21 protein-coding genes are annotated in these 25621 nt (G+C 44.1%); 10 read left to right on the top strand and 11 right to left on the bottom strand.

Going from position 1 to position 25621, the window contains the following annotated elements:
• Positions 1-48 precede the first annotated feature (48 nt).
• The 3 genes from ccoG to ACFQ21_RS09190 are packed head-to-tail and all read left to right on the top strand — an operon-like array spanning position 49 to position 2707.
• Positions 49-1536, top strand: a complete 1488-nt coding sequence (gene ccoG / locus ACFQ21_RS09180) for a cytochrome c oxidase accessory protein CcoG (protein WP_377577993.1) — start codon at positions 49-51, stop codon at positions 1534-1536.
• Positions 1537-1579: 43 nt separating this feature from the next.
• On the top strand, positions 1580-2008 hold the full coding sequence (locus ACFQ21_RS09185; protein WP_377577995.1) for a FixH family protein: 429 nt from the start codon (positions 1580-1582) through the stop codon (positions 2006-2008).
• A 6-nt stretch (positions 2009-2014) separates the two neighbouring features.
• On the top strand, positions 2015-2707 hold the full coding sequence (locus ACFQ21_RS09190; protein WP_377577998.1) for a sulfite exporter TauE/SafE family protein: 693 nt from the start codon (positions 2015-2017) through the stop codon (positions 2705-2707).
• An 87-nt stretch (positions 2708-2794) separates the two neighbouring features.
• Here ACFQ21_RS09190 and ACFQ21_RS09195 read toward each other — a convergent pair whose 3' ends face one another.
• Together ACFQ21_RS09195 and ACFQ21_RS09200 are read right to left on the bottom strand one after the other, a co-directional pair.
• Positions 2795-3856 (bottom strand): response regulator, encoded by a 1062-nt coding sequence (locus ACFQ21_RS09195; protein WP_377578001.1) that lies wholly within the window; start codon positions 3854-3856, stop codon positions 2795-2797.
• Between the two features lie 17 nt (positions 3857-3873).
• Positions 3874-5121, bottom strand: a complete 1248-nt coding sequence (locus ACFQ21_RS09200; RefSeq protein ID WP_377578004.1) for an ATP-binding protein — start codon at positions 5119-5121, stop codon at positions 3874-3876.
• Between the two features lie 126 nt (positions 5122-5247).
• Between ACFQ21_RS09200 and ACFQ21_RS09205 the strand changes: the two genes are divergently transcribed.
• On the top strand, positions 5248-5649 hold the full coding sequence (locus tag ACFQ21_RS09205) for a universal stress protein (RefSeq protein WP_377578007.1): 402 nt from the start codon (positions 5248-5250) through the stop codon (positions 5647-5649).
• A 135-nt stretch (positions 5650-5784) separates the two neighbouring features.
• Here the strand turns inward: ACFQ21_RS09205 and ACFQ21_RS09210 are convergent, their stop codons facing one another.
• The 4 genes from ACFQ21_RS09210 to ACFQ21_RS09225 form a co-directional block, all read right to left on the bottom strand.
• Positions 5785-7296 (bottom strand): PAS domain-containing protein, encoded by a 1512-nt coding sequence (locus ACFQ21_RS09210; protein WP_377578010.1) that lies wholly within the window; start codon positions 7294-7296, stop codon positions 5785-5787.
• Positions 7297-7488: 192 nt separating this feature from the next.
• A complete protein-coding gene (locus ACFQ21_RS09215) occupies positions 7489-9702 on the bottom strand; it encodes an outer membrane protein assembly factor BamB family protein (RefSeq protein ID WP_377578013.1) in 2214 nt (737 codons plus the stop codon).
• A 333-nt stretch (positions 9703-10035) separates the two neighbouring features.
• Positions 10036-10842 (bottom strand): SRPBCC family protein, encoded by an 807-nt coding sequence (locus ACFQ21_RS09220; protein WP_377578015.1) that lies wholly within the window; start codon positions 10840-10842, stop codon positions 10036-10038.
• 243 nt (positions 10843-11085) lie between these two features.
• Positions 11086-11361: a hypothetical protein gene (locus ACFQ21_RS09225; protein ID WP_377578018.1), complete on the bottom strand. Its 276-nt coding sequence runs from the start codon at positions 11359-11361 to the stop codon at positions 11086-11088.
• 199 nt (positions 11362-11560) lie between these two features.
• On the opposite strand from ACFQ21_RS09225, the gene ACFQ21_RS09230 reads away from it, so the two are divergent.
• On the top strand, positions 11561-12502 hold the full coding sequence (locus ACFQ21_RS09230; RefSeq protein WP_377578020.1) for an SDR family NAD(P)-dependent oxidoreductase: 942 nt from the start codon (positions 11561-11563) through the stop codon (positions 12500-12502).
• Between the two features lie 269 nt (positions 12503-12771).
• Here ACFQ21_RS09230 and ACFQ21_RS09235 read toward each other — a convergent pair whose 3' ends face one another.
• From ACFQ21_RS09235 to ACFQ21_RS09250, 4 genes are all read right to left on the bottom strand, one after another.
• Positions 12772-13056, bottom strand: coding sequence for a hypothetical protein (locus ACFQ21_RS09235; RefSeq protein WP_377578023.1), 285 nt, complete (start codon positions 13054-13056; stop codon positions 12772-12774).
• 53 nt (positions 13057-13109) lie between these two features.
• The gene (locus ACFQ21_RS09240) at positions 13110-14144 is read right to left on the bottom strand and encodes an SDR family NAD(P)-dependent oxidoreductase (protein ID WP_377578026.1); all 1035 of its coding nucleotides are present in this window, start codon (positions 14142-14144) and stop codon (positions 13110-13112) included.
• Positions 14145-14458: 314 nt separating this feature from the next.
• Positions 14459-17059 carry an ABC transporter permease gene (locus ACFQ21_RS09245; protein ID WP_377578029.1) on the bottom strand — a complete coding sequence of 867 codons (2601 nt, stop codon included), beginning with the start codon at positions 17057-17059 and terminating at the stop codon, positions 14459-14461.
• Entirely contained in the window at positions 17056-17388 is a 333-nt protein-coding gene (locus ACFQ21_RS09250; RefSeq protein WP_377578032.1) for a PadR family transcriptional regulator, read from the bottom strand. The genes ACFQ21_RS09245 and ACFQ21_RS09250 overlap by 4 nt, the downstream gene beginning before the upstream one ends.
• Before the next feature lie 259 nt (positions 17389-17647).
• Here ACFQ21_RS09250 and ACFQ21_RS09255 point away from each other — a divergent pair, with 259 nt between their 5' ends.
• The 5 genes from ACFQ21_RS09255 to ACFQ21_RS09275 all read left to right on the top strand — a co-directional run bounded on the left by ACFQ21_RS09255 (position 17648) and on the right by ACFQ21_RS09275 (position 25056).
• Positions 17648-20701: a SusC/RagA family TonB-linked outer membrane protein gene (locus ACFQ21_RS09255; protein WP_377578034.1), complete on the top strand. Its 3054-nt coding sequence runs from the start codon at positions 17648-17650 to the stop codon at positions 20699-20701.
• Between the two features lie 25 nt (positions 20702-20726).
• Complete coding sequence (locus ACFQ21_RS09260) at positions 20727-22127, top strand: RagB/SusD family nutrient uptake outer membrane protein (protein WP_377578036.1); 1401 nt, start codon at positions 20727-20729, stop codon at positions 22125-22127.
• A gap of 11 nt (positions 22128-22138) precedes the next feature.
• On the top strand, positions 22139-23329 hold the full coding sequence (locus tag ACFQ21_RS09265; RefSeq protein ID WP_377578039.1) for a glycoside hydrolase family 88 protein: 1191 nt from the start codon (positions 22139-22141) through the stop codon (positions 23327-23329).
• A gap of 298 nt (positions 23330-23627) precedes the next feature.
• Entirely contained in the window at positions 23628-24470 is an 843-nt protein-coding gene (locus ACFQ21_RS09270; protein ID WP_377578041.1) for a universal stress protein, read from the top strand.
• 166 nt (positions 24471-24636) lie between these two features.
• Positions 24637-25056, top strand: a complete 420-nt coding sequence (locus ACFQ21_RS09275; protein WP_377578043.1) for an Rrf2 family transcriptional regulator — start codon at positions 24637-24639, stop codon at positions 25054-25056.
• A 36-nt stretch (positions 25057-25092) separates the two neighbouring features.
• Here the strand turns inward: ACFQ21_RS09275 and ACFQ21_RS09280 are convergent, their stop codons facing one another.
• Positions 25093-25545 carry a DUF2716 domain-containing protein gene (locus ACFQ21_RS09280; protein WP_377578046.1) on the bottom strand — a complete coding sequence of 151 codons (453 nt, stop codon included), beginning with the start codon at positions 25543-25545 and terminating at the stop codon, positions 25093-25095.
• Positions 25546-25621: the final 76 nt, after the last annotated feature.

Genomic DNA, 25621 nt, shown 5'->3' on the forward strand with positions numbered 1-25621 from the left:
AAAGCAGAACGAAATATAGGTATACAGGAAATTCTTTTTGAGAAGCGTATGGAAGGGAGTATAAAAATCGATATCAGGAAAGAGCGACTGGCCAAGAGTGCCGCTGCCCGCCAGGATATTGATGCCGAGGAAGAGTTTCGCGACAGCATCGCTACCGTTGATGAGAAAGGTAAGCGAATCTGGCTCTATCCCAAAAAACCATCGGGGCGCTATCACAACTGGCGTATAGCCGTTACCGTTGTGTTGCTTACCATTCTGCTGGGCGGACCGTTCCTGAAGATCAGCGGTCAACCGTTCCTGCTGCTGAATATATTCGAACGGAAATTTGTTATACTCGGACAAGCCTTCTGGCCACAGGATTTTTTCCTGCTGGCCGTTGTGCTGATTATCTTTTTTGTATTCGTCATTTTATTCACCGTTGTGTTTGGTCGTGTATGGTGCGGATGGATGTGCCCGCAGACGTTATTCATGGAAATGGTATTTCGCAAGATCGAATACTGGATCGAAGGTGATGCTACTGCTCAGCGCAGATTAAGTAAAGAACCGTGGACAGCTTCCAAAATTTTCAAGAAGACATCCAAGCATATTATCTTCCTGGCTATATCACTACTCATTGCGCATACTGTGATGGCGTACATGATTGGCATTGAACAAACACAGGCTATCGTAAGCGAATCGCCATCTGAAAATATAGCAGGGTTCATAGGTCTGATGGCCTTCACGGCAATCTTCTATGGTATATATGCCAAATTTCGTGAACAGGCATGTATAGCGGTGTGTCCTTACGGAAGATTGCAAGGTGTTCTCCTAACAAGAGAGTCAATCGTAGTGGCGTATGACTGGCTGCGCGGTGAACCACGCGGTCATTTAAAAAAGAATGCTGAACCTGCCGTGAACACCGGTGACTGCATCGACTGCAAACTTTGTGTACATGTGTGCCCTACCGGTATCGACATACGCAACGGCACCCAGATGGAGTGTGTAAACTGCACAGCCTGTATCGATGCCTGCGATGATGTTATGCTGAAGATCGGCAAACCGAAAGGACTGATCCGTTATGCGTCTTACAACTCGATCAAGGATGGCATTTCAAAAATCATAACAGGGAAAGTTATAGCATACTCGATCGTACTCTTAACGTTGGTAATTATACTGGGCGCTGCGCTTATTACGCGGTCAGACGTTGAGACAACTATATTAAAAGTCCCTGGCACTCTATACCAACGTGAACCTGGTTTTATAACCAACCTGTACAATGTTGAGTTTGTAAATAAAACATTTGATGAAATGACGCTTGAGATTAAGGTAGAATCACCGGCATCGGCACAGATTCACAAGGTAGATGGAAAAGCTATCGTGATACCGTCCGAGGGTTTTACCAAAGGAGTATACTTCATTCGCATACCGGAGGAAGCAGTGACTACGGCACGCACGGTGGTAAAGCTGGGTATTTACCAAAATGGCAACCGGATAGAAACTGTCAAGGCTAAATTCATCGGACCGGTAAGCAAGGCCTCCGATGCCAAGCGCAATTAACACTGCACTATATATATCAGAAAGAATTATAAATTAAAAACGTATGAATTTCGGGAATTGGATCGTTGTAGCTTTTATACTGTTTGCAACTTTCATAGCAACGCTGGTTACGGTTTGCGTACGACAGGATGTAAGCCTGGTATCTAAAGATTATTACAAAGAAGAACTGGGCTACCAGGAACAGATACACCGCTTGAATAATACTGCATCACTGGCAGCGAAGCCGGTAATTAAAGTAGTAAACCAAACGCTGCAGGTAAAATTCAATCAGTCTGAGAAAATTGAAAATGGTGAGTTGAAACTATTCTGTCCCTCCAATGCAAAGATGGACCGCATATTTACCGTAACCACATCAAATGAGACAACGCGCACATTCGATATTAACTCTTTACAAAAAGGTATGTATCGCGCCAAGCTGTTCTGGAAAATGAACGGCAAAGAATTTTACCAGGAAGAAGTGATCTATATCTAACAAGTCATGATTATTACTGCATTGGTTATGGGGTTTGCCGGCAGCATGCATTGCGTAGGTATGTGCAGTCCGTTGGCCATGATGGTTAGTAACCTGAGTCCCGCAGCAACAGTGAATCGTTTGGTTTATAACCTCGGCAGAATATTAACGTATAGCTTACTGGGCGCTATAGTAGGAGGTGCCGGCTGGGCATTACCAATCTCTGGATTTCAAAATATACTTACGCTGGTGCTGGGCATAGCTTTACTGACCTTCGCAGCGTTAGGTGTAACCAGTGTGCACATTCCTGTGCTGACCTCCGCTATTCAAAAGCTAACGACTATACTAAAATCAGCTTTTGGAAAATTTTTGCAACGCAAGAACTATATATCCATTTTTATACTGGGGACTTTAAATGGACTTCTCCCCTGTGGTCTTACTTTTCTTGCACTGACGTATTGTTTAACCCTCGGCAGTATCGGCAATAGTTTCTACTTTATGTTGTTGTTTGGTGTAGGAACTTTGCCGGTTATGCTGGGACTTACTACTTTATTTCAGTACATGGTGAAGCGATTCAACCTTAACTTTCGAAAAGTTACTACTACTATGCTATTCATTTCCGGATGTTTATTGATTGCCCGGGTGTTTATAGGACATGATCATGATTCGCATCGCGTGCAAACTCACGATGTTGCTACTGAGATTACGATTTGTCGTTAACGATAACTTTGGCAGAAAGAATATTCATGTTATTTCAAGTTTGAAAACTTGAAATATTACGGGCACAAGTTTTCAAACTTGCGCCAGTTACCTTGCTACATTCCAGCGAACTACTTTTTCAAGCTTGGCCGGATGTGTGATTTTAATCTTGCCACTTTCTATTTCTATAATTCCTTCTTCTTTAAAATCTGAAAGCACGCGGATCACTGATTCAGAAGCTGTGCCTACCATCTTGGCGAGGTCTTCGCGCGAAATAGCTATAACAGCTTTATCATCTTTCAATGAAGCTGACTTCAGCAAAGCATCGGCTGTACGCTGGCGCACGGAATTATAGGCGAGACTCAGAAGCTGTCGCTCGCGTTCGGCTACTTTCTTGCAAAGTAAATTGATAAAGCTCGCGGATACATCCGGGTGACTTTGAATCATCAACATAAAATCATGACGCGGAACAGAGATCAACTCAGAATCCTGTAATGCTACGGCAGACTCTTTATAGTTCTCGTTCTCCAATACCGGTTCAAAGCCAAAGAAGTCATTGGCTGCATACAGGTTTGTTATAAACTCTTTTCCATCGGGGTGCGACTTGAATGTTTTTACATTCCCCGATTTGATAAAGTATACATGCAGAGGCATATCGCCTTCTGAAAATATCTCGGCTTTTTTTTTATACTGCTTTACTTTCTTGTCTTTTCCAAGATCCTTCAGGTTCAAAAACTTTTGTGCGTCCTTAATGAAGTTATCAAGACCTTCCGGTGTAGACTCATAATGCTTTTGCTGCATCGCGCTTTTGCGAAGCCTTGTCTCAATAGCGTTGAGCAGGTCCGTGTCATCAAATGGTTTGGTCAGGTAATCATCTGCCCCCAGATTCATTCCTTTCCGTATATCGGTCTTTTCAGTTTTAGCAGTAAGAAATATAAAGGGTATACTGGCCGTGTCTTCTTTCTTACTCAGAATATGCAGCACACCGTAGCCATCCAGTTCAGGCATCATGATATCGCAGATGATCAGATCGGGGCGCTCGCGTTGTGCCAATTCAACACCAATCTTTCCATTCTCGGCTGTAATCACACTATAATTGGCCAAGCTTAATATCTCACCGGTATTCTCTCGGATCTCAGCGTTGTCTTCTATCAAGAGTATCTTTTTCATAGATTGAAATTACTTTTTTATATCGGTATCGTTACTGTAAATGTACTACCCTTTCCATAACTGCTTTTAAACGAAATAGTACCTCCCAACAATTCAGCATAACGCTTTACTATATTCAACCCCAGACCGGTACCCTGTATATTTCCTGAATTGCTCGCTCTGAAAAAGCGTTCGAATAAATGCCGCTGATCTTCATCGGGTATACCAATACCTTCGTCCTGTACACTAAAAATAAGTTCACCATTTTGTTTTTCAAATTTCAACAGAATGGTTTCGTGCTCGGGCGAATATTTACTGGCATTCGTAATGAGATTGAACAATATATTCCGGAGTATGCGCGAATCAGCATATACCTCTGTTCCGGGTGCAAATTCAATATCCAGTCGTTGACCTTGTTTCAGCAACGGACTCATCTCTTCATTTATACTATCAATAAAGTCTTTCAACACCAGTTGTTCTTTATTGATATCAATAACGCCTTCCTCCAGTTTACCAAGTGAAAGAAAATCATTGAGGATAGATGTCAGGTGGTTAACCGAAGACTTTATCCGCTGCACATGTTTATCTACCTTATCTTTTTCACCCCGCTCGTTATACTGGTTGATGAGCGAAGCAGAACTCAACACAGCACTGAGCGGTGTACGAAACTCATGCGAAGCGATGGACACAAATTTTGTTTTGAGTTCATTGAGCTCACGTTCTTTCTCCAGGGCACCTCGCGCTTCTTCTTCGGCACGCTTGCGTTCTGTTATTTCATTCTCAAGTTTTTGAATCGTTTTGTGCAGCGCTTCGGTACGCGACTGTACTTTCTTTTCCAGTTCGGCTGCATATACAATAAGCTGCTCTTCACTTCGCTTGAGTGCTTCTTCTGCCTTCTTGCGCTGCGATATATCACTGATGAACGACATCACCAGTAATTTACCTTTCACTTTGGTATAGCTGAGACTGATTTCCACCGGAAACTCTACACCGTCTTTTCGAAGTGCCGTGAGGTCTCGGCCAAAGCCCATTCTTCGAGGCTCGGGATGTTCGTTGAATCCTTTTCTGAAATTGATATGTCTGCCGCGATATCGTTCGGGGAGTAAATTTTCAAGCGAAACTCCGGTCAATTCATTTTTTTCATATCCGAAAATCTGCTCGGCAATCGGATTGGCGACAACAATTTTACCAGATTCATCAACCATCAGGATACCTTCCGACATACTTTGAAAGATCTCGCGAAAGGCATCGTCCGTCACTAAAGATAAAGGAGCACTCACATCCATAAAATTGCAAAGTTATATTCGTTCAAATCCTGACAAAAATCATATTTCACGTTGATCAAAATTGCGTTTTTGGCTTTAAAATACCTATACGTTTGTAGCGTGAAAGAGACTTTAATGCCCGATGTTATGGCAAAAACAATACTGTGTACTATTAATTTACCGGAATCGTCCAAGCAGGCGGTGCAATGGGCTGTAACCATGGCGCAGCAGCTCGATGCACACCTTACGATATTATATACTTACCGGCTCATCCAGTCGCAATCCGGTGAAATTGTGCAGCTCAAGAAACGAATTGAACAGGAAGCCAGCAAACAATTTCAGGATATTGAAAAAGATTTGCTGATTGGCAAAGGAATAAGTTATGACTTCCGAACGGAGGTGGGCTTTGTTTCAGATCGTATTGAAGATCATGCAAAAAAGAACAATCTTAATTTCCTGGTGATTGATAAAAATGTAAGCACGAACTCCAAAGAAACATTTGAAGAGTTAATGGAACATGTGCACGTGCCTACACTCGTTATACCTTAAAGTACCATAGCTCCCGCCCATCCCCTCTTTTACGCTCTTAACTCTACCGCCACATTTCATTTCAACAGGTTCTAAACAAAAAAAGGATATACCGAAGCATATCCCTTTATTGTTATTTATTCTGCTTTTTATCGGTTACACAACGGCTGGGCTAAGCAACCCCAATGTATTCAATTGACGGAGAAATAATCGCTGTGCATGCGTATCATCTTTAATGTGATAGCGTGCCCCTATATATTTCACAATCTTTCCATTTTCAATTACCGGCATAATGGTAGCATCTACCCAATAATGTGTCCCGTCTTTCTTCCTGTTTTTAATGATACCCTGAAACGGCTGTCCTCTTTTAAGCAACTTCCACATGCGCGCGAAAATTTCAGCAGGCATATCCGGGTGGCGCACAAAGTTATGCCCTTGCCCGATCAGCTCGTCTGCACTATATTGAGACACTTCGCAGAATCTGTCGTTCACAAACGTGATGGTGCCGTACAGATCAGACTCCGATAATATTGTCGTAAGACCAAGTACTTTTTCGCGAGCCTCCAATTGGTTTTTCATATTTACGTTTTCGCTCAGTTGTCGCACCATTTGCTCTTGTACGGATTGCAACTCTTCCAGACTCTGACGCATCTCTTCTTCCTGTGAGCGCAGTTCTTCCATGTGTACCTGCGATTCTTCCAGCAGACGTTTTATATCCTGGTTGCTGCGTGCCGACAGTACTACAGACGCGAAAGCTTCCGCCACCTTTTCAAGAAACTTAATGTGGTATTCCTCCAATCGGTGAAATGATGCCACTTCAATAACACCCGCTACTTCGTTGTTATGCTTTAACGGAACAATAACCACACAACTCGGAGTAGCCATGCCCAGTCCGGAAGTAATCTTAATATAGTTCCTGGGGACATCATATAGTATAACCGGCTCTTTCTCCAGGAAGCATTGCCCTACAAGCCCCTGTCCTACACCTATCGTTTGTGAACCAAATTTCTTGCGATCAAATGCGTAGCAGGCTTTCATATCCAGCGTATCGGCATCATGCTCGTTCAGGATATAGACCGATCCCTGGTTGCAGGATAAATATTTTACGATATACCGGATCGCGTCATCCGATAATTTATCTATATCACTGACGGAGCGAAGTAAATCTCCGAAAGAAGCGAGCCCCTGGTTCTCCCATGCTCTTCTTTCTTCGGCACTTTTTCCTTCCAACAGTTTGTCACGGAAGTGTTCGAGCTGTCCTGCTACCGTTGCGTTTTCAAATTCCTGCGACACCGAAGCTGTATAATTTCCATTTTCGAGTTCAGCTATAAATTGCTCGAGCATACTAAACTGATCCTTCTCGCGCTGAAGTTGCTGCTCGATTTTATACTCCTGTTCTCCTATCATTCTGCCCATGGCGTAGAACAGTGTGGTAAGAAAAAAAGGAGATGTGAGAATGATCCAGTGCGTGGGATTGGATGTGTACAAAATATCTACGCTTTCAAAAGTAAACGGCAGGTCTTTGGCAAACAGATCTACCACCATCGCGATGATGATAAGCGTTACCCCGAGAAATGCACCGAGATAAGCCATTCGATATTTGAACGTATGATTATTGAGTGACAGAAAGTTATACGTACCACTATACGTATTCGAAAAAGATTCCATAGTATATATAGTCTGAATTGAGAATAGTTATTCAACAATAACAGGCCGTCTCTACACAGTGGGGTTGTTCAGGATTTCCAACAGCCTTTTTCGAAAGCCAAGGTGGGAATCTTATCTCCTGTAAAACATGACAAAAATCAGGTAAAATATTTTTCCGGTACGATTTATAACAGGTATAGGTATCAATGGATACTAGTTTGCAAGATCTTCCGGCAAGGCAAAAGCTATATATGTATCGCCTGACTTTGTTTTCAGCTTTCCACCGCCACAGGCTATCACCACGTACTGCTTACCCTTTACAGCGTATACCGCAGGCGTTGCAAAACCGGGAACAGGCAATCTTGTCTCCCACAAAAGCTTACCGGTACGTTTGTTGAAAGCTCTGAATTTTCCATCCTGCGTAGCTGCTATAAATAAAACCCCTCCCGCTGTTACCACAGGACCACCATAATTTTCTGTTCCGGTAGGCGCTGTTGCCTGCGGAAACTCCGGGTGCTCCCCGAATGGAATACGCCACACAATATTGCCGGAGTTAAGATCAACAGCATTCAATGTTCCCCACGGTGGTTTAATGGCGGGGTATCCTTCTTTACTCACAAATTTGTTATAGCCGGTAATACGATATGGTATCGCGCGCAGATCAACCGATGAATCCTGCGGTATAAATTCTTTCTTCTGAAGCATTTCTATATTCAGCACAAAGGATGCTATAGCCTCTCGCTCCTGCTCCGATAAATGTTTGAAGGCGGGCATCATCCGTCTGCCCGTAGCGACCAAATCAGTAAACTGCGGTGTGGTATACTTACTTTTTATACCGGTGAGGGCCGGGTAATTACCACCGCCTTCGCGATTAACACCGTGGCAACTGCTGCAGTGATTCAAATATAGCCGTTTGCCTGCAATAGCATACGTTTCTTTTGTTGCATTACTCTTTTCAACATCGGCAATTGTTATTACCCACGGAATTTCGTTAGCGTTCACATAGAGTATACCGGTAGCGGGATCAACAGAAGGTCCGCCCCACTCTGCGCCACCATCCAGGCCCGGGAAAAATATACTTCCTTCCCGCGAAGGCGGAGTAAACATGTGTCCTTTTTGATAAGCGTGAAACTGTTTGCGGATCGTATCAAATGATGCTGCCGGCAACAAATCATTCAGATCAGCTTCCGTAAAGGATTGCCGCATAAAAGGCTCCGGTTTGGCGGGTAGGGGTTGCGTTGGCGATATCTTCTCTCCGGGTATAGTTGAAGGTGGCACAGGTTCTTCCCTGATGTCAAACAAAGGTTTTCCGGTCTCCCGCTCGAATATATAGATGAACCCGGTCTTCGTAGGCTGTGCTACTGCATCGATCTTTTTACCTTCATGCATTACTGTTACCAATGCCGGTGGCGTAGGTATATCGCGATCCCATATATCATGATGCAGATATTGAAAATGCCAGATGCGTTTACCGGTAGCCGCATCGAGTGCGAGTATGCAATTTGCAAACAGATTATTGCCTTTGCGATTGCCTCCGTAAAAATCAAAAGATGCAGAGCCTGTAGGCGCAAAGAGTATACCGCGTTGTTCATCCAATGTGAACCCTGCCCATGCATTGGCACCACCTGTAAATTTCCAGGCATCGGGGTTCTCCCAGGTATCATAACCATATTCACCGGGCTGCGGAATGGTATGAAAGGTCCACTTCTGTTTACCCGTGCGTACATCATAGGCGCGAATGTGCCCGGGAGCAGCATCAGGTCCTTCCGACACGCGTGATCCTATAATAAACAGATCTTTATAAATGACACCGGGCGATGTAGCGGTTACAAAAAGATCGTGAACATCTTCACCAAGTCCATCATGCAAATCAATCTTACCTCCTGTACCAAATGGTTCACTCAATTTTCCGGTCGCTGCTTCTACGGCATATAGCGTTGAACCGGCTACATAAAATATAGTAGCTGCACTTCCATCTGTCCAATAGGTAACACCGCGATTGTTGTTAAGTATAAAATCCAGCACGCGGTTATCCGATGTCGGCTGTCGCGGATCGAATACCCACTTCGTTTTACCGGTAGCAGCGTGCAGCGCGATCAGTTTTAATTGAGGCGTAGTCGCATAGAGTATATCATCAATAATGATCGGGTTGCATTGTATCTGCGAGTGATTTACCGTATCGGCATCTCCTGTACGATAAGTCCATGCAACCTGCAATTGTTGGACATTGGTGGTATCAATTTGCGTAAGTGACGAATACCGGATGCCTTCACGCGTTCCCCCGGTAACTTCCCAGCGACTATATTTTGCATCCGGCTTTGAACAGGCTGCCAGAAGTATAGTGATAAAAAAGTACAAGATGAAGCGCGATTGTCTCATCCGGAAGATTACCCGATGAGCATAGTGGTAGCGTTGTGACGTGGGCATAAAAGGCTGGTTGTTTTCGGCTGTGCAATCTCAACATCGTCATCACACAGCTATTAAAAATAGCAATATCCTGCTAAATTCAAATCGTGTTATGAGACAAGCGGTTGCTGATACTATTGCTTTTACCACGTAAAGGACTCCGGCATAAAAACATTTACACCACCGCGTAACGTCAAAAGATTAGATATTGGTATTGACGAGGCTGCTCAAAAAAATTCAAGCCCTGTATGCTAAATTATAAAAAACGCTATAGAGAAGACTTACCAAACAAATCTTGCTCTATAGCGGCATAGCTATATTGTGTAACGTAAAACATATATACCTTATATATACTTATTGACTTCTCTTCAAAATAGCATCTTCGTGACGTTTCATCCGTGATATTTTGGCGCGTATCTTATCTTTAAAGCGTCCGGAATTCTGCTCTTCTTCGGGCACTTTACCGGTTTCCAAAAATGTTTTGAAACGAAGTAAGTCCTTGCGGATGATCTGCTCGGCAACCGGGTTGATCAACTTTGCAGCCAGTGCTCCTGCATCGCCAGCGGGTAGCCTGTACGATATAACGGCTTTCACTTCAGTGCCATCTATACCAGCCGCATCCCGAAACACAACGGAGCCCGCATTATCAATGAGACTTCCCGGCAGCGATTGCCACGCTATATACTCATTCGTGCGATCGTCTGTAATTTCGGCTTCCCACGAAATTCTTCCGAGGCCATGTGGCATTGCAGCTGTCCAATGCGAACGCGTCTCGTCAATCTGCGTTACATCAGCCAGGTGCTTCATAAATCGCGGAAGATTTTCAAGCTTGCGCCAGAAAGCATATACTTCAGCACGCGGCTTGTTAATCGTCAGCACATTCGAAATCTGAATAGCCGATGCACGCTTGTTGACTGTGTTTCGTTGCAGCTTTGTGTTTAAAGCACAATAGCCGGTTGCACCGCGCACCACCAGGTAGCCGCTACTCAACAGCATCGCTATATTCTTAGGACGCTTGATATCGCGCAGTGCTAATGATGCCAACGCAAGCCCGCCTAATACGGAAGCTATACGCTCGCCCATGCCTATATTAATAACGCTTGACCCGGTAGCCGGGGGAAGCTGAACTGAATTCAGTTCGTCTGAATTTCGATCGAGCATAGTTATATATAGTTATAGCGTTTTACGATTATCATAATGTTGTACACGTCTAACACCATTGCCAGTGGTGCGACCAATGTTTTTACATGCACTTTATCTTATCCAAACCAGTGTAAAAACTATTCCCTCCCAGATGCTTATCTACATTGTCTGGTAGGCCGTTGCCTATACCGTTGCATAACTTCAAGCGTTTTCTACACTAGTCAGCAGACTTCATCTATAGCACGCTACGCTTACCATCCTTCACGACAAAACTTTCTGGTAATCTGTCAGCAGCGATTCAAACTTCGAATTCAGATCTTTATTCTTGAGACATCTATCTACAACATTTACTTTCATATCTTCAAAATAATGACGCTTGTCCGTTACGTAAAATCGAATGGACTTCTGCGCAGTATCCATGTGATTATCGATACGTGTGTATGAAATACCCAACGCATCAAGTGTAAGTTCGATTAAAGCAGCTTCTTCGCCAGTAAATGCTTCATAAAATTGTTGTGTAGGATGACTCGTATTCATTCAATTTATACTTCAATTCCAGATCTATAATTACTAATCTGCCGGCAACCATTTCTATGAGATCAGCCACAGAAATACGCGTTGCCAATATTCTTATTCTATTTCTATAGTTCTGAAAATCAAATACTATTCCACATCGATAAAAAGTCACAATACTCACGGGCACTATTTTATTTTATTCATCTAAAAATTGAATAGTATGAAAGCAGAAAATAACAAATCAACCTATGCTCTGATTACAGGTGCTTCGAGCGGTATAGGTTATGAACTTGCAAAATTATTTGCCAGCGATGGCTATAACCTTGTGCTTGTTTCGAGAAGTGGAGAAAGACTTCAGCAAGTTGCTGATGAATTAGGACAACATAGTACTGTAGATATTATACCCCTTGCGAAAGACTTGTTCAATTCAAATGCTGCAAGCGAAATATATAATACGGTTAAACAAAAAGGAATTGAGGTAGAGTTTCTGGTAAACGATGCCGGTCAGGGTGAGTGGGGTAAATTTACAGATATCGAATTGAAGCGCAGTCTGGACATTATACAACTCAACATTATCTCACTGGTATCCCTGACTAAATATTTCCTGAATGATATGATAGCAAATAACCGTGGAAGAATTTTACAGTTAGGATCAGAAGCGGGCAAAATGCCTATGCCGCTTTTATCTATATATGCAGCCACCAAGGCATTTGTAGTTTCATTTGGAGAAGCATTGGCCAACGAGTTGCAGGATACGAACATAACCATAACCGTGTTGTTACCAGGCGCGAGTGATACTGATTTCTTTCATAAAGCACATGCCGAAAATACAGTGACCTATAAAGAGCAAAAACTTGCGCCTGCTGAAGATGTGGCCAAAGATGGTTATGAGGCAATGATGAGTGGTGAGAGCAGTGTGATATCCGGAACAAGGACGAAGATGAATGTATTCAAGTCGAAACTGATGTCTGACGAAAGTAATGCTGCCAGCAGCAGAAATGTTATGGAACCGAGCGATGAGATCGAACCAAAAGGTCGCGTGCGATCGGATCATGCTCCTTCACGTGCTGCACGCGAGCACATCAACCAGACGACCGGTGGTGAAAGCGGAGACTACTCAACAACATCGTCATCTTCCGGCTCGAGTGCGAAGTATATTTAGCTTCGAGCTGTGAGCCTTTTGTGCCGCGAGTATAAACATAAACTATAGTACTACAGCTATGAATTCCCATAAGTTTTTTTCCGAATGAGGAGATTGAAAAAATTATCAAACTGGTACGTGACAAGAGTTTGATGGCTATGCGAATGAGAGGAAACTATGCAGAGAAATTTGATGGACTGTCGGCAGCAAAATACCCGGAGAAATTACGTTTATTGTATTTCTCCAGGAAATGCTGTGACAATTAATATCGCGCGGAGCGCGGCCTGCGATCAGGCATATATATGTTTGAATTTTGGTTTTTCAGGTACAGCAATTTTTTGTTGGTAGCTGCTATATGGAAAATATGGTGAGCTATATTTCAGCGCAGTATATCTTTCAACTTCCTCTGTAGTAGCCGCCCGGCAGAATCGCATATTATACGTACGATTCGCATTGGCGCCAGTCTTCAGATAAACCTCGTTACACGCTGTCTTCGCTTCTACCATTAACGACATGGTGTTGTAATTGGGCTCAAACACCTCGGTATACCCCTGTTCCGGTTCAAATGTAAGCATGGTTATAAATTTTAATGGATTGAATAGTAATTAAATTATCATGCCAATACAGACTAAGTTTCATTGTTTTTCAGGGCAGCCGCCGCAGTGCGCTTACCAAGTGCGGCAGACAGAGCTGATTCACTCTCATAGCCTGTTTTTGCCTCGGTATAATTTTCACCAGGTTGTGGTAATAAACGCTCAACCATTGCCATCGCTTCACTTACCAAACCGGGAGCAATTCCCTGCATAACCGTAGCGAGTTTGGCTGTTAAACCAATTGTGGCTTCTGATCGTCCATACTCGATGGACTTAATTATACTTGAAGCAGCCGTTTCTGCTTTCACCGAGAGCAATGCAGACGATGATGATACTTTAAACCATGCATATTCTTTTGCATGATCGCCCTTTATCGTAATGTTTCCGGGACTACCGGTGCGCATCAGCGTAGGCACTACCGTTGTAACAAGTATATTATTTTCTTTCAGGCTTGCGTGCAATCCTTCCGATAGGCCCACCAAAGCAAATTTACTAGCGGTATAGGGAAGTAAATGTGGCACCGCTACTTTACCTCCTATAGAAGTTATATTTACAATTCTGCCACCACCCTGGTTACGCATGTGTGGAAGAACAGAAAATATAGTGTAAAGAGGTCCCCAGAAATTTGTTTGCATAGCCTCTTTATAGTCTTTCACTTCCGTTGCCTCGTATGGTGCAACCTGAATTATACCGGCATTGTTGATCAGTACATCCAGCACACCATAGTGACGAATTATTTTTGCGATCATCCGGTTTACTTCCGTTACCCGCGTTACATCTGCTGTAATCGCTATAACTTCGGCACCGGTTGCTTCAAGCTCTTCCTTGGCTTTTTCCAGCGACTCTGCATGGCGACCGCATATAGCAAGTCGTGCACCTTTCGCTGCCAGCATACGCGCCATCACCAGGCCCAATCCTCGCGAACCTCCGGTGATCAGCACAACTTTGTCTTTCAAGCTATATTTAGTAGCTTCTTTATACAATGCACGGGCAGCCAGCAGTACCGTTACGCCTGCTGCACCATACAGCAAACCACGATTTAGGGATGTTAGTTTCTGAATCAATGACATATTATGCCGCTGTTAAAAAAACATACCTCCATACTGGTGTTCGGGGCTTACATATAGCCCCTAGAATATTTCCACCGTGCATCCGTTGGATGGATGTAAAAGAAGAAAGTCACAAGACTGTTACAATTTAAACGCAGGAACCGCGGGCATTGGTATCCCGGAACGACATTAATTTCGCATTAGAAATATTAAGTATATATAACGTTCTGATATTCTGACAAAAAGAAAAAAAATAAAAAAAGAGCACATCCGTCTATGAATGTGCTCTTTTTATGTACTAATTATAGTATTCTATGTGCTAATTATAGCAGACGTTACTCCTGCTTTAAACTGGAAACTGGATTGGTACGCGCAGCGCGTACGATCTGTACAACAATGGTGAGACCGGCTATGATGATGATAGCAGCAGCAGCCACCAGGAATATCCACGGTTCAAGCGTAGTGCGATATTCAAATGACATCAGCCATTGATTAAGTCCCCACCAGGCGGAAGGACATCCCAACAATATACCAACGATGATCATTCGCATGGAGTCCTTCGACAACAGCTGCGCTATATTGGCAATGGAAGCTCCGAGTATTTTTCGGATCCCGATTTCTTTAACACGCGATTCAATAATATAGGTTGATAATCCCAGTAGACCGAGGCATGAAATAAAAATAGCGAGCGAAGTAAAAATGGTAGTGATGGTTTGCGTTTTCTCCTGGTCAATAAACTTGTTTTTATATACATCATCTACAAAGTTGTAATCAAACGGATATACCGGGTTATACTTATTATATAACTTCTCCAAAGTCGCCAGGTTCTCCTGCAACGGACGGTTATGATTCAATCGCATGTGGATTACTGTAAACCAACCTTTGCTTCCCTGCAACACCATAGGCTTTACTTTTTGAAACGGAGAACGCAGTAAGAAATCTTTTACTACACCTACCACGTGCCACTCGGTACCGCTATCGGTAATAAGTTCTCCGATCGGATTATCAAAACCCATTGCTTTTACGGCTGCTTCATTTAACAACAACGCTGTTGAGTCAGTAGGGTATTTATCCAGATCCATATCTCTCCCGGCAACCAGCGTTAATCCTGCTGTGGAAACTATATCTTCATCGGTATAAAAACGATCGACTGCAATTTTACTTTGCGGATCTTTTCCATTCCATCCAAACTCCCACGAGTTACTCCACACCTCGGTAATGGGAGAACTTGTTTTGGTTACAGACACCGCTATACCCGATTGCAGCAATTCATTTTTATAAGCCTCATAATTTTTTTCCAGGTCACCGGTTATATACTGGTATATCATATTCTCGCGCGCATAGCCGGCATCACGCTGCTGCGCATATTCGATCTGCTCTTGCACTACAAGTGTAGCGATGATGAGCGTCATGGCAAACGAAAACTGAAATACCACCAGCACCTTGCGAAAGAAATTACGACTGGTACCTGTTGATGGAGAACCTTTCAGCACGCGCACCGGGTTAAATGATGACAAGTAAAAAGCCGGATAACCTCCTGCCAGTATACCTATCGTTAGAATGCCGATACCGATAGCTCCCCATACCGCTACGTTGGTATAGTCTAATGTAAGCTTCTGTTCTACCAGTGCACCGAAGGCTGGCAGAAGAAGCATAACGAATACAACGGCCAGTATACCCGCCAATGCTGTTATGAGTATGGACTCGCACAGAAACTGAACCACCAGCGAATAGCGATGCGCACCGGTAACTTTACGAACACCAACTTCGCGCGAACGTTTTTGTGCCCGCGCAGTGCTCAGGTTTATAAAATTGATGCAGGCTATAACAATGAGACATATACCCAGGATACCCAGCAGCCGCACAACTTCAATACGACCACCGGCCGGCACACCATTATCAAACCGCGAGTATAGGCGCATCTTGGTGAGCGGATATAAAAATATTTCTGTGATGTTTTCACCGGAAGTATGTTTGCGCGTAATGTCTTTGATCTCTTCGTTAAACCGGTTAGCATCGGTGCCAGGTTTTAACTGCACATAGGTATCAACCGAATTATTGCCCCAATAGGTATCTTTCTCTCCTATACTCTCCAGGAATTGAAACGGAATCAGGTATTGAAAACTGAATGATGTATTGGCCGGTAACTCTTTCACAATACCGGTGATGGTAAAATCAAAGCTGTTATTCTCTTCCCATATCGTAATAACTTCTCCAAACGCTTCCTTGCCTCCAAACAGCTCGCGGGCAAAATCTTCCGTGAGCACAATGGAATTCGGATTACCTAAAGCTTTTAACGGATCACCTTTCACCAATGGAAATGAAAACATGGTAAGAAACTGCGGATCGGTAAATGCACCACTGTTCTTCATGATGCGCACATCACCTTTTGTAAACAGGAACGCGGTGTTATAATCGGCGTAGCTCACGGCACGTTCAACCGCAGCGAACTCTTGCGTCACCGTAGGTGCCAGCACGCGCGGTGTGCGGTCCCAGCATTGCAACGCACCGTCTACACGCGCACGGTTCCACGCTTTATAGATGTTGTCTTTGTTTGCGTGAAATTCATCGTATGTAAACTCTTTGCCGATCCAAAGAAACAACAACAAGGCACCGGTTAGCCCCATGGTAAGGCCCAGTATATTAATGACAGAAAAACTTTTATTACGCACCATGACGCGCGAAGCAACTTTAAAATAATTGGCAAGCATATAGATGGGGATTAGATCAAGCGAGAATCTATGTCGAAACAGAATACCGGGTCTGCAATAACGAAGTATATTCCACACCAACCTCCTTCTCGCGCTTCGTTCACCCAGTAACCGTGTATCTTTATGAAAGCGTTGCAACAGATCACCTTCAATTTCCTCCAGCAGGTAATCCGGACAAAGTATACTTAGCAGGCGCCATGCCCACGCAGGTCTGGCGTCTTTCATTGTCCTGACATTTTCAGTTGCGGAATCATTTTCCATAGCTCCAGGCGGGCCTCTTTCATATTGCGTAACATAGCCAGGCCACCACTGGTAATAGTATATATTCGTTTGCGTCTTCCGCCCCGCTCATTTGTTGCACCGCCTACTTTCGATTTGATATACCCTTTGTCTTCCAGGCGATAGAGCGTAACGTGTACGGCACTCAGATTTACTTCGCGTTTCAATCGCGTTTCAATCTCTTCCGTTATGGCCGCACCGTAGGCATCTTCCTGCAGCGCACCCACCATCGTTAAGATCAGCTCTTCAAACTCACCAAGATATTCCTTGCCCATTTCCTTATATTTTGTTAAGTAAATAAAACAAAGATTTTCGAAAAGAGCAAATACGTGACAACGTATATCATGACATCGTTTTCTTGCACTGTAGATTTTTTTCTATGCCCATCGTCAGGGAACAATCGTGTGAAGTACGTCATAACCTATGAATGCCCGGAGCATGCCGCGGCTGTTATGTTTATCGTGCAACCCTTATAACTCCTATTTATGTAAGCGATTGATTAACACAATTAATTTACCCAAACCTCAATTATTTATGATTAGAACTTTACTGTACTGCCGAAGAGTGTGGCTGCTAGGTCTCACCTTTGTAGCGATGATCGTGCCTTTATATATACAGGCACAGAATGTTTTAGTTACCGGAACGGTAACATCCTCAGACAACTCTCCACTTCCCGGAGTAAATGTATTGGTGAAAGGAACCAGTACCGGTACCGTTACAGATGCCGAAGGTAAATATAGTCTCGATGCGCCTCCTGCCGGCACGCTGGTATTCTCCTTCATTGGTATGAAAACACTGGAAGTAAATATCAATAACCAATCCGTTGTTAACATGACGATGGATGCTGATGTATCTCAACTCGATGAAGTGGTAGTGGTTGGTTATGGTACACAAAAGAAAAGTGATCTCACGGGTTCTGTATCATCCGTAACCTCCAAAGATATAAAGACGGTTCCGGTTGCTTCTTTATCGCAGGCGTTGCAAGGTCGTGCTGCAGGCGTGCAGGTGTCTCAAACTTCCAATGCCCCTGGTGGCGGTGTATCGATTCGTATACGCGGTGGTAATTCCATTCAAGGTGGTAATGAACCATTGTATGTAATTGACGGCTTCCCGGTATATAATGAGAACGGTCCTACCATCAGTCCGAATGATATTGAGTCGATCGAGATCTTAAAAGATGCTTCGGCCACGGCTATCTATGGATCACGTGGTGCCAACGGTGTGGTGATCATTACAACCCGCAGAGGTAAAGCCGGCAAACCCAGTATACTCTTTGAAAGTTATTACGGTGTACAGGAAGTGCGCAAGAAATTAGACATGCTGAATGCTACACAACTGGCACTGCTTGTTAATGAAGGTATATCCAATGCAAACCCTGCTAATCCTCCTGCCTTTACCGATGAGCAGATTGCCGGGTTAGGCACGGGCACAAACTGGCAGGACGAAATTTTCCGTTCAGCTCCTGTACAAAATTATCAATTGACGGTATCCGGTGGAGATGACAAGACACAGTATTCCATTTCCGGAAATATATATGATCAGGATGGTATTGTAATTAACTCTAACTACAAACGAACTGCCTTCCGCGTAAACCTCGACCGAAAGGTTAATGACCGGTTAAAGCTGAGCAATAGCCTGACTATATCCAGAGCCGTTAACAACTCGGTAGCTACTGATACCGATGGCGGTGGAAGTGCGGGGGTAGTATATGCTGCGTTGAATTTCTCACCTACCGTACCGGTATATAATGCAGACGGTTCCTACACTATTGATAACCGTATAGGTGGTATCAAGATCAGCAACCCGGTAGCGCTTGCCAACGAAACTACCAACGCCAATACGATAACCCGTATGCTCGGAAATATATCCGGAGAGTATACATTGGCAAAAGGCCTTACCTTTAAAGTATTACTGGGTGCCAACCTGATCAACAACAAAACAAATTTCTATCAACCGCGTACGGTATATGCCGGTGTTGGAACGAAAGGTTCTGCCTATATAAACTCTTCGCAACACACCGAGTGGCTAAATGAAAATACGCTAAACTACCAGACAACGTTGAACGAACGCCACAAACTCAATTTTCTGCTGGGATATACTTTGCAGGCAGCACATGTGGAAGAGTATCGCGCCAGTGCACAGAATTTTCCGAATGATATATTAGAGTATCACAACCTCGGTACAGGACAACAAACCAACACCAGTACATCCAACACATACGACTGGGGACTGCGCTCTTACATCGGTCGTGTTAACTACGACATGGATGGTAAATACCTGGTGACGTTAACCACCCGTATTGATGGTTCATCCAAATTCGGTAAAGGAAATAAAAATGGTTTCTTCCCATCTGGTTCCGTGGCGTGGAGGATTGTAAATGAATCGTTCATGTCAAACATCAGACAAGTGAGTGATTTGAAGTTGCGCGCCAGCTACGGATTAACCGGTAACCAAGAGATTGGTAATTATCAATCGATAGGTTCTATGGGTACGCAGAACTATAACTATGGAAATACATTTACCATTGGTTATGCTCCAAACCGCATTTCAAATCCGAATCTGAAATGGGAAACTACGGCACAGTTAGATATAGGTCTTGATCTCGGACTTTTCAATGATCGCGTAATCATCACAACAGACTGGTATTACAAGAAGACACGTGACCTCCTCTATAGTGTTCCGTTGCCTATCACTACTGGTTACTCTACTTCGCTTCAAAATATAGGTAAGGTTGAAAACAAGGGTATAGAATTTAGCATCAGCACTGTAAACGTAGACCGTGCGTTACGCTGGACAACCAACTTCAACATCTCGGCAAACCGCGGCAAGATACTGGACCTCGGCAATGTTAGCGGAGATATACCTGCTGGTAGTGCGAGTGGACACTTGCAACTTGCCAACTCGGGTATTCTGCGTATAGGGGAACCGATAGGGGTGTTCTACGGATTGGTAACGGATGGAATTTTCCAGAACCAGGAAGAGATCAATGCATCAGCGCAGAAAACGGCCAAGCCTGGCGACCGCCGGTATAAAGATCTGAATCCTGATGGTGCTATCAATTCTGCAGACCGCACGATTCTCGGCTATGTACAACCGGATTTCATTTTTGGTTTCACCAACAACTTTTCCTATAAAGGTTTTGACTTGAGCATTTTCTTCATGGGCTCACAAGGCAACAGCGTGTATAATATCAACCGCTATGAACTGGAGTCGCTCACAGGTGTAAGTAATCAATCTGCTGCCACACTGGATCGCTGGACACCAACAAACCCAAGCAACGAAATTCCACGCGCACTATCTACCGGTGTACCGTACCAGGTTACAAGCCGGCAGGTTGAAGATGGTTCCTATATACGTCTGCGAAATATCCAGTTAGGCTATACATTCCCGACAGCGCTGGTGGAACGCATCAAGCTTTCAAGTGCCAAAGTATATATCAGCGGCCAGAACCTGCTAACAATAACGAATTACTCAGGATATGATCCGGAAGTAAGCCGCTTTGGTCAGGACAACCTGAGCCAGGGTATAGATTACGGAAGCTACCCTACAGCCAAAATGTATCTCGTAGGTATTAACATCGGTTTTTAGTGTATAACAGAAAACAGATTCAACCATGAAAAATTCAAAGTATATATACATGTTCGCAGCTGCGCTTGTGCTGTCAGCCTGCAACGTTCTGGAAGAAGATCCTCAATCTTTTATAGCATACGATAAATTCTATAAAACAGAAAGCGATGCTATTACAGCTGTAACCGGTGCCTATACGGCCAATAAAACAAACGGTGACACAAACCGGAACTTCAACATTCTGGGTGACGTAACCACCGATGATGTATCGCCCCTGCAAAACAACAACGACCGTGTGCAACTCGATCAGTATACGCATACACCACAAAATTCAATTCTCCGTGAATCGTGGCAGAATTTTTACCTCGGCATTACACGATGCAATGAAGTAATAAAACGTGTACCTGAAATTCAGATGAATGAAACACTGCGCACAAGACTTGTAGCGGAAGCATACTTCCTGCGCGGCTTCTATTATTTTCACTTGGTAAGGCTGTTTGGTAAAGTTCCATTGGTTACTGAAGTTACCGAATCACTCTCCAACATTGTATATCCTTCACGCGCAGAAGTAAGTGCCGTATATACACAGATCATCCAGGATTTCCAGGCTGCCGAAGGAGTACTTCCTGTGTCCTATACCGGTGCAGATCGCGGTCGTGCTACAAAAGGTGCTGCCAAAGCTTATCTCTCCCTGGTATATCTCACCATGAAAGATTACGCCAAAGCTGCCGAGAAAGCAAAAGAAGTGATGGCGCCAGAATTTGGTTATGGACTGTGGGCAAACTATACAGATGTATTTGCTATACCGAATGAGTTTGGTAAAGAAGCCATCTTCGATGCACAGTTTATCAGCGGTCCGACCGGACAAGGCAGCAACCTGATCGCCTTCTGGGCACAAGAGAACAATAGTGTAGCAGGCCGTGGCTTCGGTTCGTTTCAACCCACCACCGATATATATAATGCTTTTGACCCGACCGATAAACGTTTGCCTGTATTCTTTACGAAAGGTACCGATGGCAAATATTATTGCAACAAATGGATTGACTCCGATGCAACAACAGCAAATCAGTCCGACAATAATTTTCCGCACATGCGCTTTGCTGAAGTTGTGTTGATCTTTGCGGAAGCTTCCAATGAAGTGAGCGATACACCAACGCAGGAAGCATACGATGCTATTAACTCGATTCGCGAGCGTGCCGGACTGGCCGATCTTGCCGGTCTGACAAAAGATGAATTCAGAGACGCGGTGTTGCAGGAAAGACGCCTTGAACTGTGCTTCGAAGGACATCGCTGGTATGACCTGGTACGCACCGGCCGACTGGTATCCACCATGCATGCGAAAGGTATTCCCAATACACAAGAGTATCACAATGTATTTCCGGTACCACAAATTGAAATCGATCTGAATCAAAGTCTCAAACCACAGAATGACGGTTATCCTCAATAGCAAAAACGGGTATGATAAGAAGGAGCAGAAATATAGTATATATAGGTATAGCCACGCTGACATTGTGCGCGTTCGTGGTAAAGACCAAGCTGGATGCACGAGGTAATCTTGATAAAGCGAAAGAACAACTCAGCCTGAGTCTTGATTCCTATAAAGATCCGCTGGCGTTTCCGCGAAGTACTAAACCCGATGGTAGTTTTAACGGCACGGGTTCTTCCAACTGGACCAGCGGGTTCTACCCCGGAAGTCTGTGGTATATGTATGAATATACCGGGGATAAAAAATGGGAGACTGCTGCAAGGCGCTGGACAGCCGGACTTGAAAAAGAAAAGCTGAACACGCGCACGCACGATCTTGGCTTTATGCTATACTGCTCGTTCGGCAACGGATACAGACTTACGAATGATCCTGCCTATAAAGATATACTCTTGCAGGGTGCACGTTCGCTCTGCACGCGCTTCAACGAGAAGACCGGGTGTATCCGTTCGTGGGATCATGGCAAATGGCAGTTCCCGGTAATTATCGATAATATGATGAACCTGGAGCTTCTGTTTTGGGCCACACGTGTATCAGGCGATTCAAGTTTTTACAAGATCGCTGTTACGCATGCCAACACTACACTGAAGAATCATTTCAGAGCTGATAACAGTAGCTATCACGTTATAGACTATGATACGCTTACCGGCAACGTACTGGCGCGTGTAACACACCAGGGCTTTGCGGATGAGTCGGCCTGGGCCCGCGGACAAGCGTGGGGGCTCTATGGCTATACAGTAATGTATCGCGAAACAAAAGACAAAAAGTACCTGGAGCAGGCTGTTAAGATTGCTGACTTCTATTTGAATCATCCGAATCTGCCAGCGGATAAAATTCCGTACTGGGATTTTAACGCACCGGGTATACCAAATGAAGAGCGCGATGCTTCGGCCGGTGCAGTAGCTGCATCTGCCTTGCTGGAATTGAGTGGCTATACAAAAAATGGTAAAGCATATATAGCCGCAGCCGAGCAGATGCTGGCGAGCCTCAGTTCACCAACGTACCTCGCCAAGCCGGGAGCCAATAATTACTTTGTGCTGATGCACAGTGTAGGGCACAAACCTGCCAAGTCAGAAATAGATGTACCGCTTGTATATGCTGATTACTACTATATAGAAGGTTTGTTGCGCTACGACCGGATGAAAGCAAAACCAAAGAAGAAGTAAGAAAAGAAAAATAAGAAGACGAAATAGATTTTGGGTTATATGGTTTCTACGGCTGGTCGATTCGATCAGCCGTTTTTTTATAGATGCACTATAATTTCGCAAATGCATGCTGCAACATTTACCGATGTATACGAACAACAAATCCCTAAATTTTGTTGTGTGAAAAAGTGGGTGGCATATCTTTTTCAGATATATACATTTTTATGCCTTGCACAGTAGGATCTAGCAATAGATCAAGCATGCCTGAATAGGTAATTCTGAATTTTGCAGTTCTCATCAACAGCAACCTTCAAACCCCATGAAAAAAATTCTTGTTCCCTGCGACTTCTCCTCTACAGCCGTTCAGGCATTTGAGTTAGCGGCCGAAATTGCCGCCATCCATCAAGGTGAAGTAATGGTATTACACGCGATCGAGTTTGTTCCGGCCTACGAAACATCTTTTGTAGCACAGCCTTATGCGTTTAACTCCACGGTTATAGAAGAACTGGAGAACGATGCCCGTAAGAGCTTTGATGAAATGATACACGCGCATAACCTGGACGAATTAACCGTTGGTTTTTACACTGACCACGGCCCGGTAACAGACACTATTAGACAGTTTATAGACGATCATAATATAGACCTGGTGGTAATGGGTACACACGGTGCGAGTGGCTTAAAAGAATTCTTTATAGGCTCCACCACCGAAAAAATAGTGCGTTCCTCACATGTGCCTGTGCTGTCGGTTAAATCCCAGGTAAACCTGAAGTCCATTAAAAACATTGTATTTCCGGTAGATCCGGATCTGCACCAGCAGGATTTTATAGACCGGATCAAGGAACTTCAGAATTTTATGGGTGCTCACCTGCATGTATTGCACGTAAACACCACTATTCACGCGGCTGATGAACGCAAGGTAAAGGCATCGCTCAACGACTATATCCAGTATTACGGTCTTACCGATTATACCCTCAACATCATAAACGATACTACAGAAGAGAACGGCATTATGCGCTTTACCAACGACATTAATGCCGACATGATTGCCATGGCAACGCACGGTCGCAAAGGCCTTGCCCATTTCTTTGCGGGCAGCATTGCCGAAGATCTGGTAAACCATGTTAGCTGTCCGATATGGACCTATATACTAAAGCCATCGTAACGTTTCGGAGCGTTTTCCTGTGCTCCGCGAAAGGCTTCCCCACGGGAAGCCTTTTTGCTTGTGGCAAAAGGTATAGCGTTATGAATTGAAATCAATACCTTTGCAGAATATACTAATCTGCCGGCCGTAAGAAGCCAGCAACCTGCTTGTTCAAAAGAACGCTACTATGCTGTCGAAAAAATGTCAATACGCGTTACACGCATTACTGTATTTAGCAGATAAAGATCAACAGAAAGATTCTGTTACCATTAGCGAGATCGCGGAGACCAAACGCATCCCGAAAAAATTTCTCGAGGTTATACTCCTTGATCTTAAAAACGCGGGTGTACTGGGAAGCAAAAAAGGCAAAGGTGGTGGCTACTACCTGAAGCGCAGTGCCGACAGCATCCGCATCATCGAAATCATCCGCATCATTGATGGTGCCGTGGCGATGCTGCCCTGTGTTTCGTTAAACTTTTACGAGTCGTGCGGCATGTGTACTAATGAGCATGAATGCTCTATCAATCGCCTCTTCGGGCAAGTGCGTGACGAAACGTTAAAGATACTTTCCGGCAACTCACTCTCGGATCTGGCCAAACATCAGTAATGAAGTTCTCCTGTTTTTTTGCAGGTATACCGTTGATCAGAATTGCTTAAAGACCTCCGGTAAATTCTTGTTTACAGCAGCCGCCAGTTTTTCACCAATGACGGTTATGGTCTCTTTCCACGGATGACCGAACCATACATTCTCAAAATCTTCTGTTACGAATATATAGTAATCGCCATCCGGTATAAACGGAATGTGAAAGATGTTTTCAGCGTGCGGATTTTCTTTGTGCAGTCGCAGATCAACACGATAACAGGTATGCTCCCAATCGAGCGCCAGCAGTTTTTCGCCCGGCCGGGTAATAGAGATCAGTATATCCAGTGCTTTTCGTTCGAGGTCTTCGCGGAAGTAATCATTCTCCCATACATCCTGAATGGAGAAGGTGAGAATAGGTTTGTCGGTGTTGATCGCGGGGAAGTTGTAGTGTAGATGCAGCTTTTCCCATACGTCATTGCATTCCTCTTCGCTTAATGCAGCCCAGATTTTCATATATAATTCCTGAATCACTCCAGAAGTGTAATAGTAACTTACTTATTGGTTTCTGTGCCGGGAATAAAAAAAGCAG

Origin of the sequence: Ohtaekwangia kribbensis, from assembly GCF_042676245.1 — a bacterium.
GTDB classification, from domain to species: domain Bacteria; phylum Bacteroidota; class Bacteroidia; order Cytophagales; family Cyclobacteriaceae; genus Ohtaekwangia; species Ohtaekwangia kribbensis.

What these genes read in the sequence shown, in the direction of transcription:
- ACFQ21_RS09250 (WP_377578032.1), bottom strand. Translation starts at nt 17,388, where the DNA reads ATGGGCAAGGAATATCTTGGTGAGTTTGAAGAGCTGATCTTAACGATG.
- ACFQ21_RS09200 (WP_377578004.1), bottom strand. Translation starts at nt 5,121, where the DNA reads ATGGATGTGAGTGCTCCTTTATCTTTAGTGACGGACGATGCCTTTCGC.
- ACFQ21_RS09220 (WP_377578015.1), bottom strand. Translation starts at nt 10,842, where the DNA reads ATGCTCGATCGAAATTCAGACGAACTGAATTCAGTTCAGCTTCCCCCG.
- ACFQ21_RS09255 (WP_377578034.1), top strand. Translation starts at nt 17,648, where the DNA reads ATGATTAGAACTTTACTGTACTGCCGAAGAGTGTGGCTGCTAGGTCTC.
- ACFQ21_RS09225 (WP_377578018.1), bottom strand. Translation starts at nt 11,361, where the DNA reads ATGAATACGAGTCATCCTACACAACAATTTTATGAAGCATTTACTGGC.
- ACFQ21_RS09280 (WP_377578046.1), bottom strand. Translation starts at nt 25,545, where the DNA reads ATGAAAATCTGGGCTGCATTAAGCGAAGAGGAATGCAATGACGTATGG.
- ACFQ21_RS09210 (WP_377578010.1), bottom strand. Translation starts at nt 7,296, where the DNA reads ATGGAATCTTTTTCGAATACGTATAGTGGTACGTATAACTTTCTGTCA.
- ACFQ21_RS09205 (WP_377578007.1), top strand. Translation starts at nt 5,248, where the DNA reads ATGGCAAAAACAATACTGTGTACTATTAATTTACCGGAATCGTCCAAG.
- ACFQ21_RS09195 (WP_377578001.1), bottom strand. Translation starts at nt 3,856, where the DNA reads ATGAAAAAGATACTCTTGATAGAAGACAACGCTGAGATCCGAGAGAAT.
- ACFQ21_RS09190 (WP_377577998.1), top strand. Translation starts at nt 2,015, where the DNA reads ATGATTATTACTGCATTGGTTATGGGGTTTGCCGGCAGCATGCATTGC.
- ACFQ21_RS09260 (WP_377578036.1), top strand. Translation starts at nt 20,727, where the DNA reads ATGAAAAATTCAAAGTATATATACATGTTCGCAGCTGCGCTTGTGCTG.
- ccoG (WP_377577993.1), top strand. Translation starts at nt 49, where the DNA reads ATGGAAGGGAGTATAAAAATCGATATCAGGAAAGAGCGACTGGCCAAG.
- ACFQ21_RS09215 (WP_377578013.1), bottom strand. Translation starts at nt 9,702, where the DNA reads ATGCCCACGTCACAACGCTACCACTATGCTCATCGGGTAATCTTCCGG.
- ACFQ21_RS09245 (WP_377578029.1), bottom strand. Translation starts at nt 17,059, where the DNA reads ATGAAAGACGCCAGACCTGCGTGGGCATGGCGCCTGCTAAGTATACTT.
- ACFQ21_RS09270 (WP_377578041.1), top strand. Translation starts at nt 23,628, where the DNA reads ATGAAAAAAATTCTTGTTCCCTGCGACTTCTCCTCTACAGCCGTTCAG.
- ACFQ21_RS09265 (WP_377578039.1), top strand. Translation starts at nt 22,139, where the DNA reads ATGATAAGAAGGAGCAGAAATATAGTATATATAGGTATAGCCACGCTG.
- ACFQ21_RS09275 (WP_377578043.1), top strand. Translation starts at nt 24,637, where the DNA reads ATGCTGTCGAAAAAATGTCAATACGCGTTACACGCATTACTGTATTTA.
- ACFQ21_RS09185 (WP_377577995.1), top strand. Translation starts at nt 1,580, where the DNA reads ATGAATTTCGGGAATTGGATCGTTGTAGCTTTTATACTGTTTGCAACT.
- ACFQ21_RS09235 (WP_377578023.1), bottom strand. Translation starts at nt 13,056, where the DNA reads ATGCTTACATTTGAACCGGAACAGGGGTATACCGAGGTGTTTGAGCCC.
- ACFQ21_RS09240 (WP_377578026.1), bottom strand. Translation starts at nt 14,144, where the DNA reads ATGTCATTGATTCAGAAACTAACATCCCTAAATCGTGGTTTGCTGTAT.
- ACFQ21_RS09230 (WP_377578020.1), top strand. Translation starts at nt 11,561, where the DNA reads ATGAAAGCAGAAAATAACAAATCAACCTATGCTCTGATTACAGGTGCT.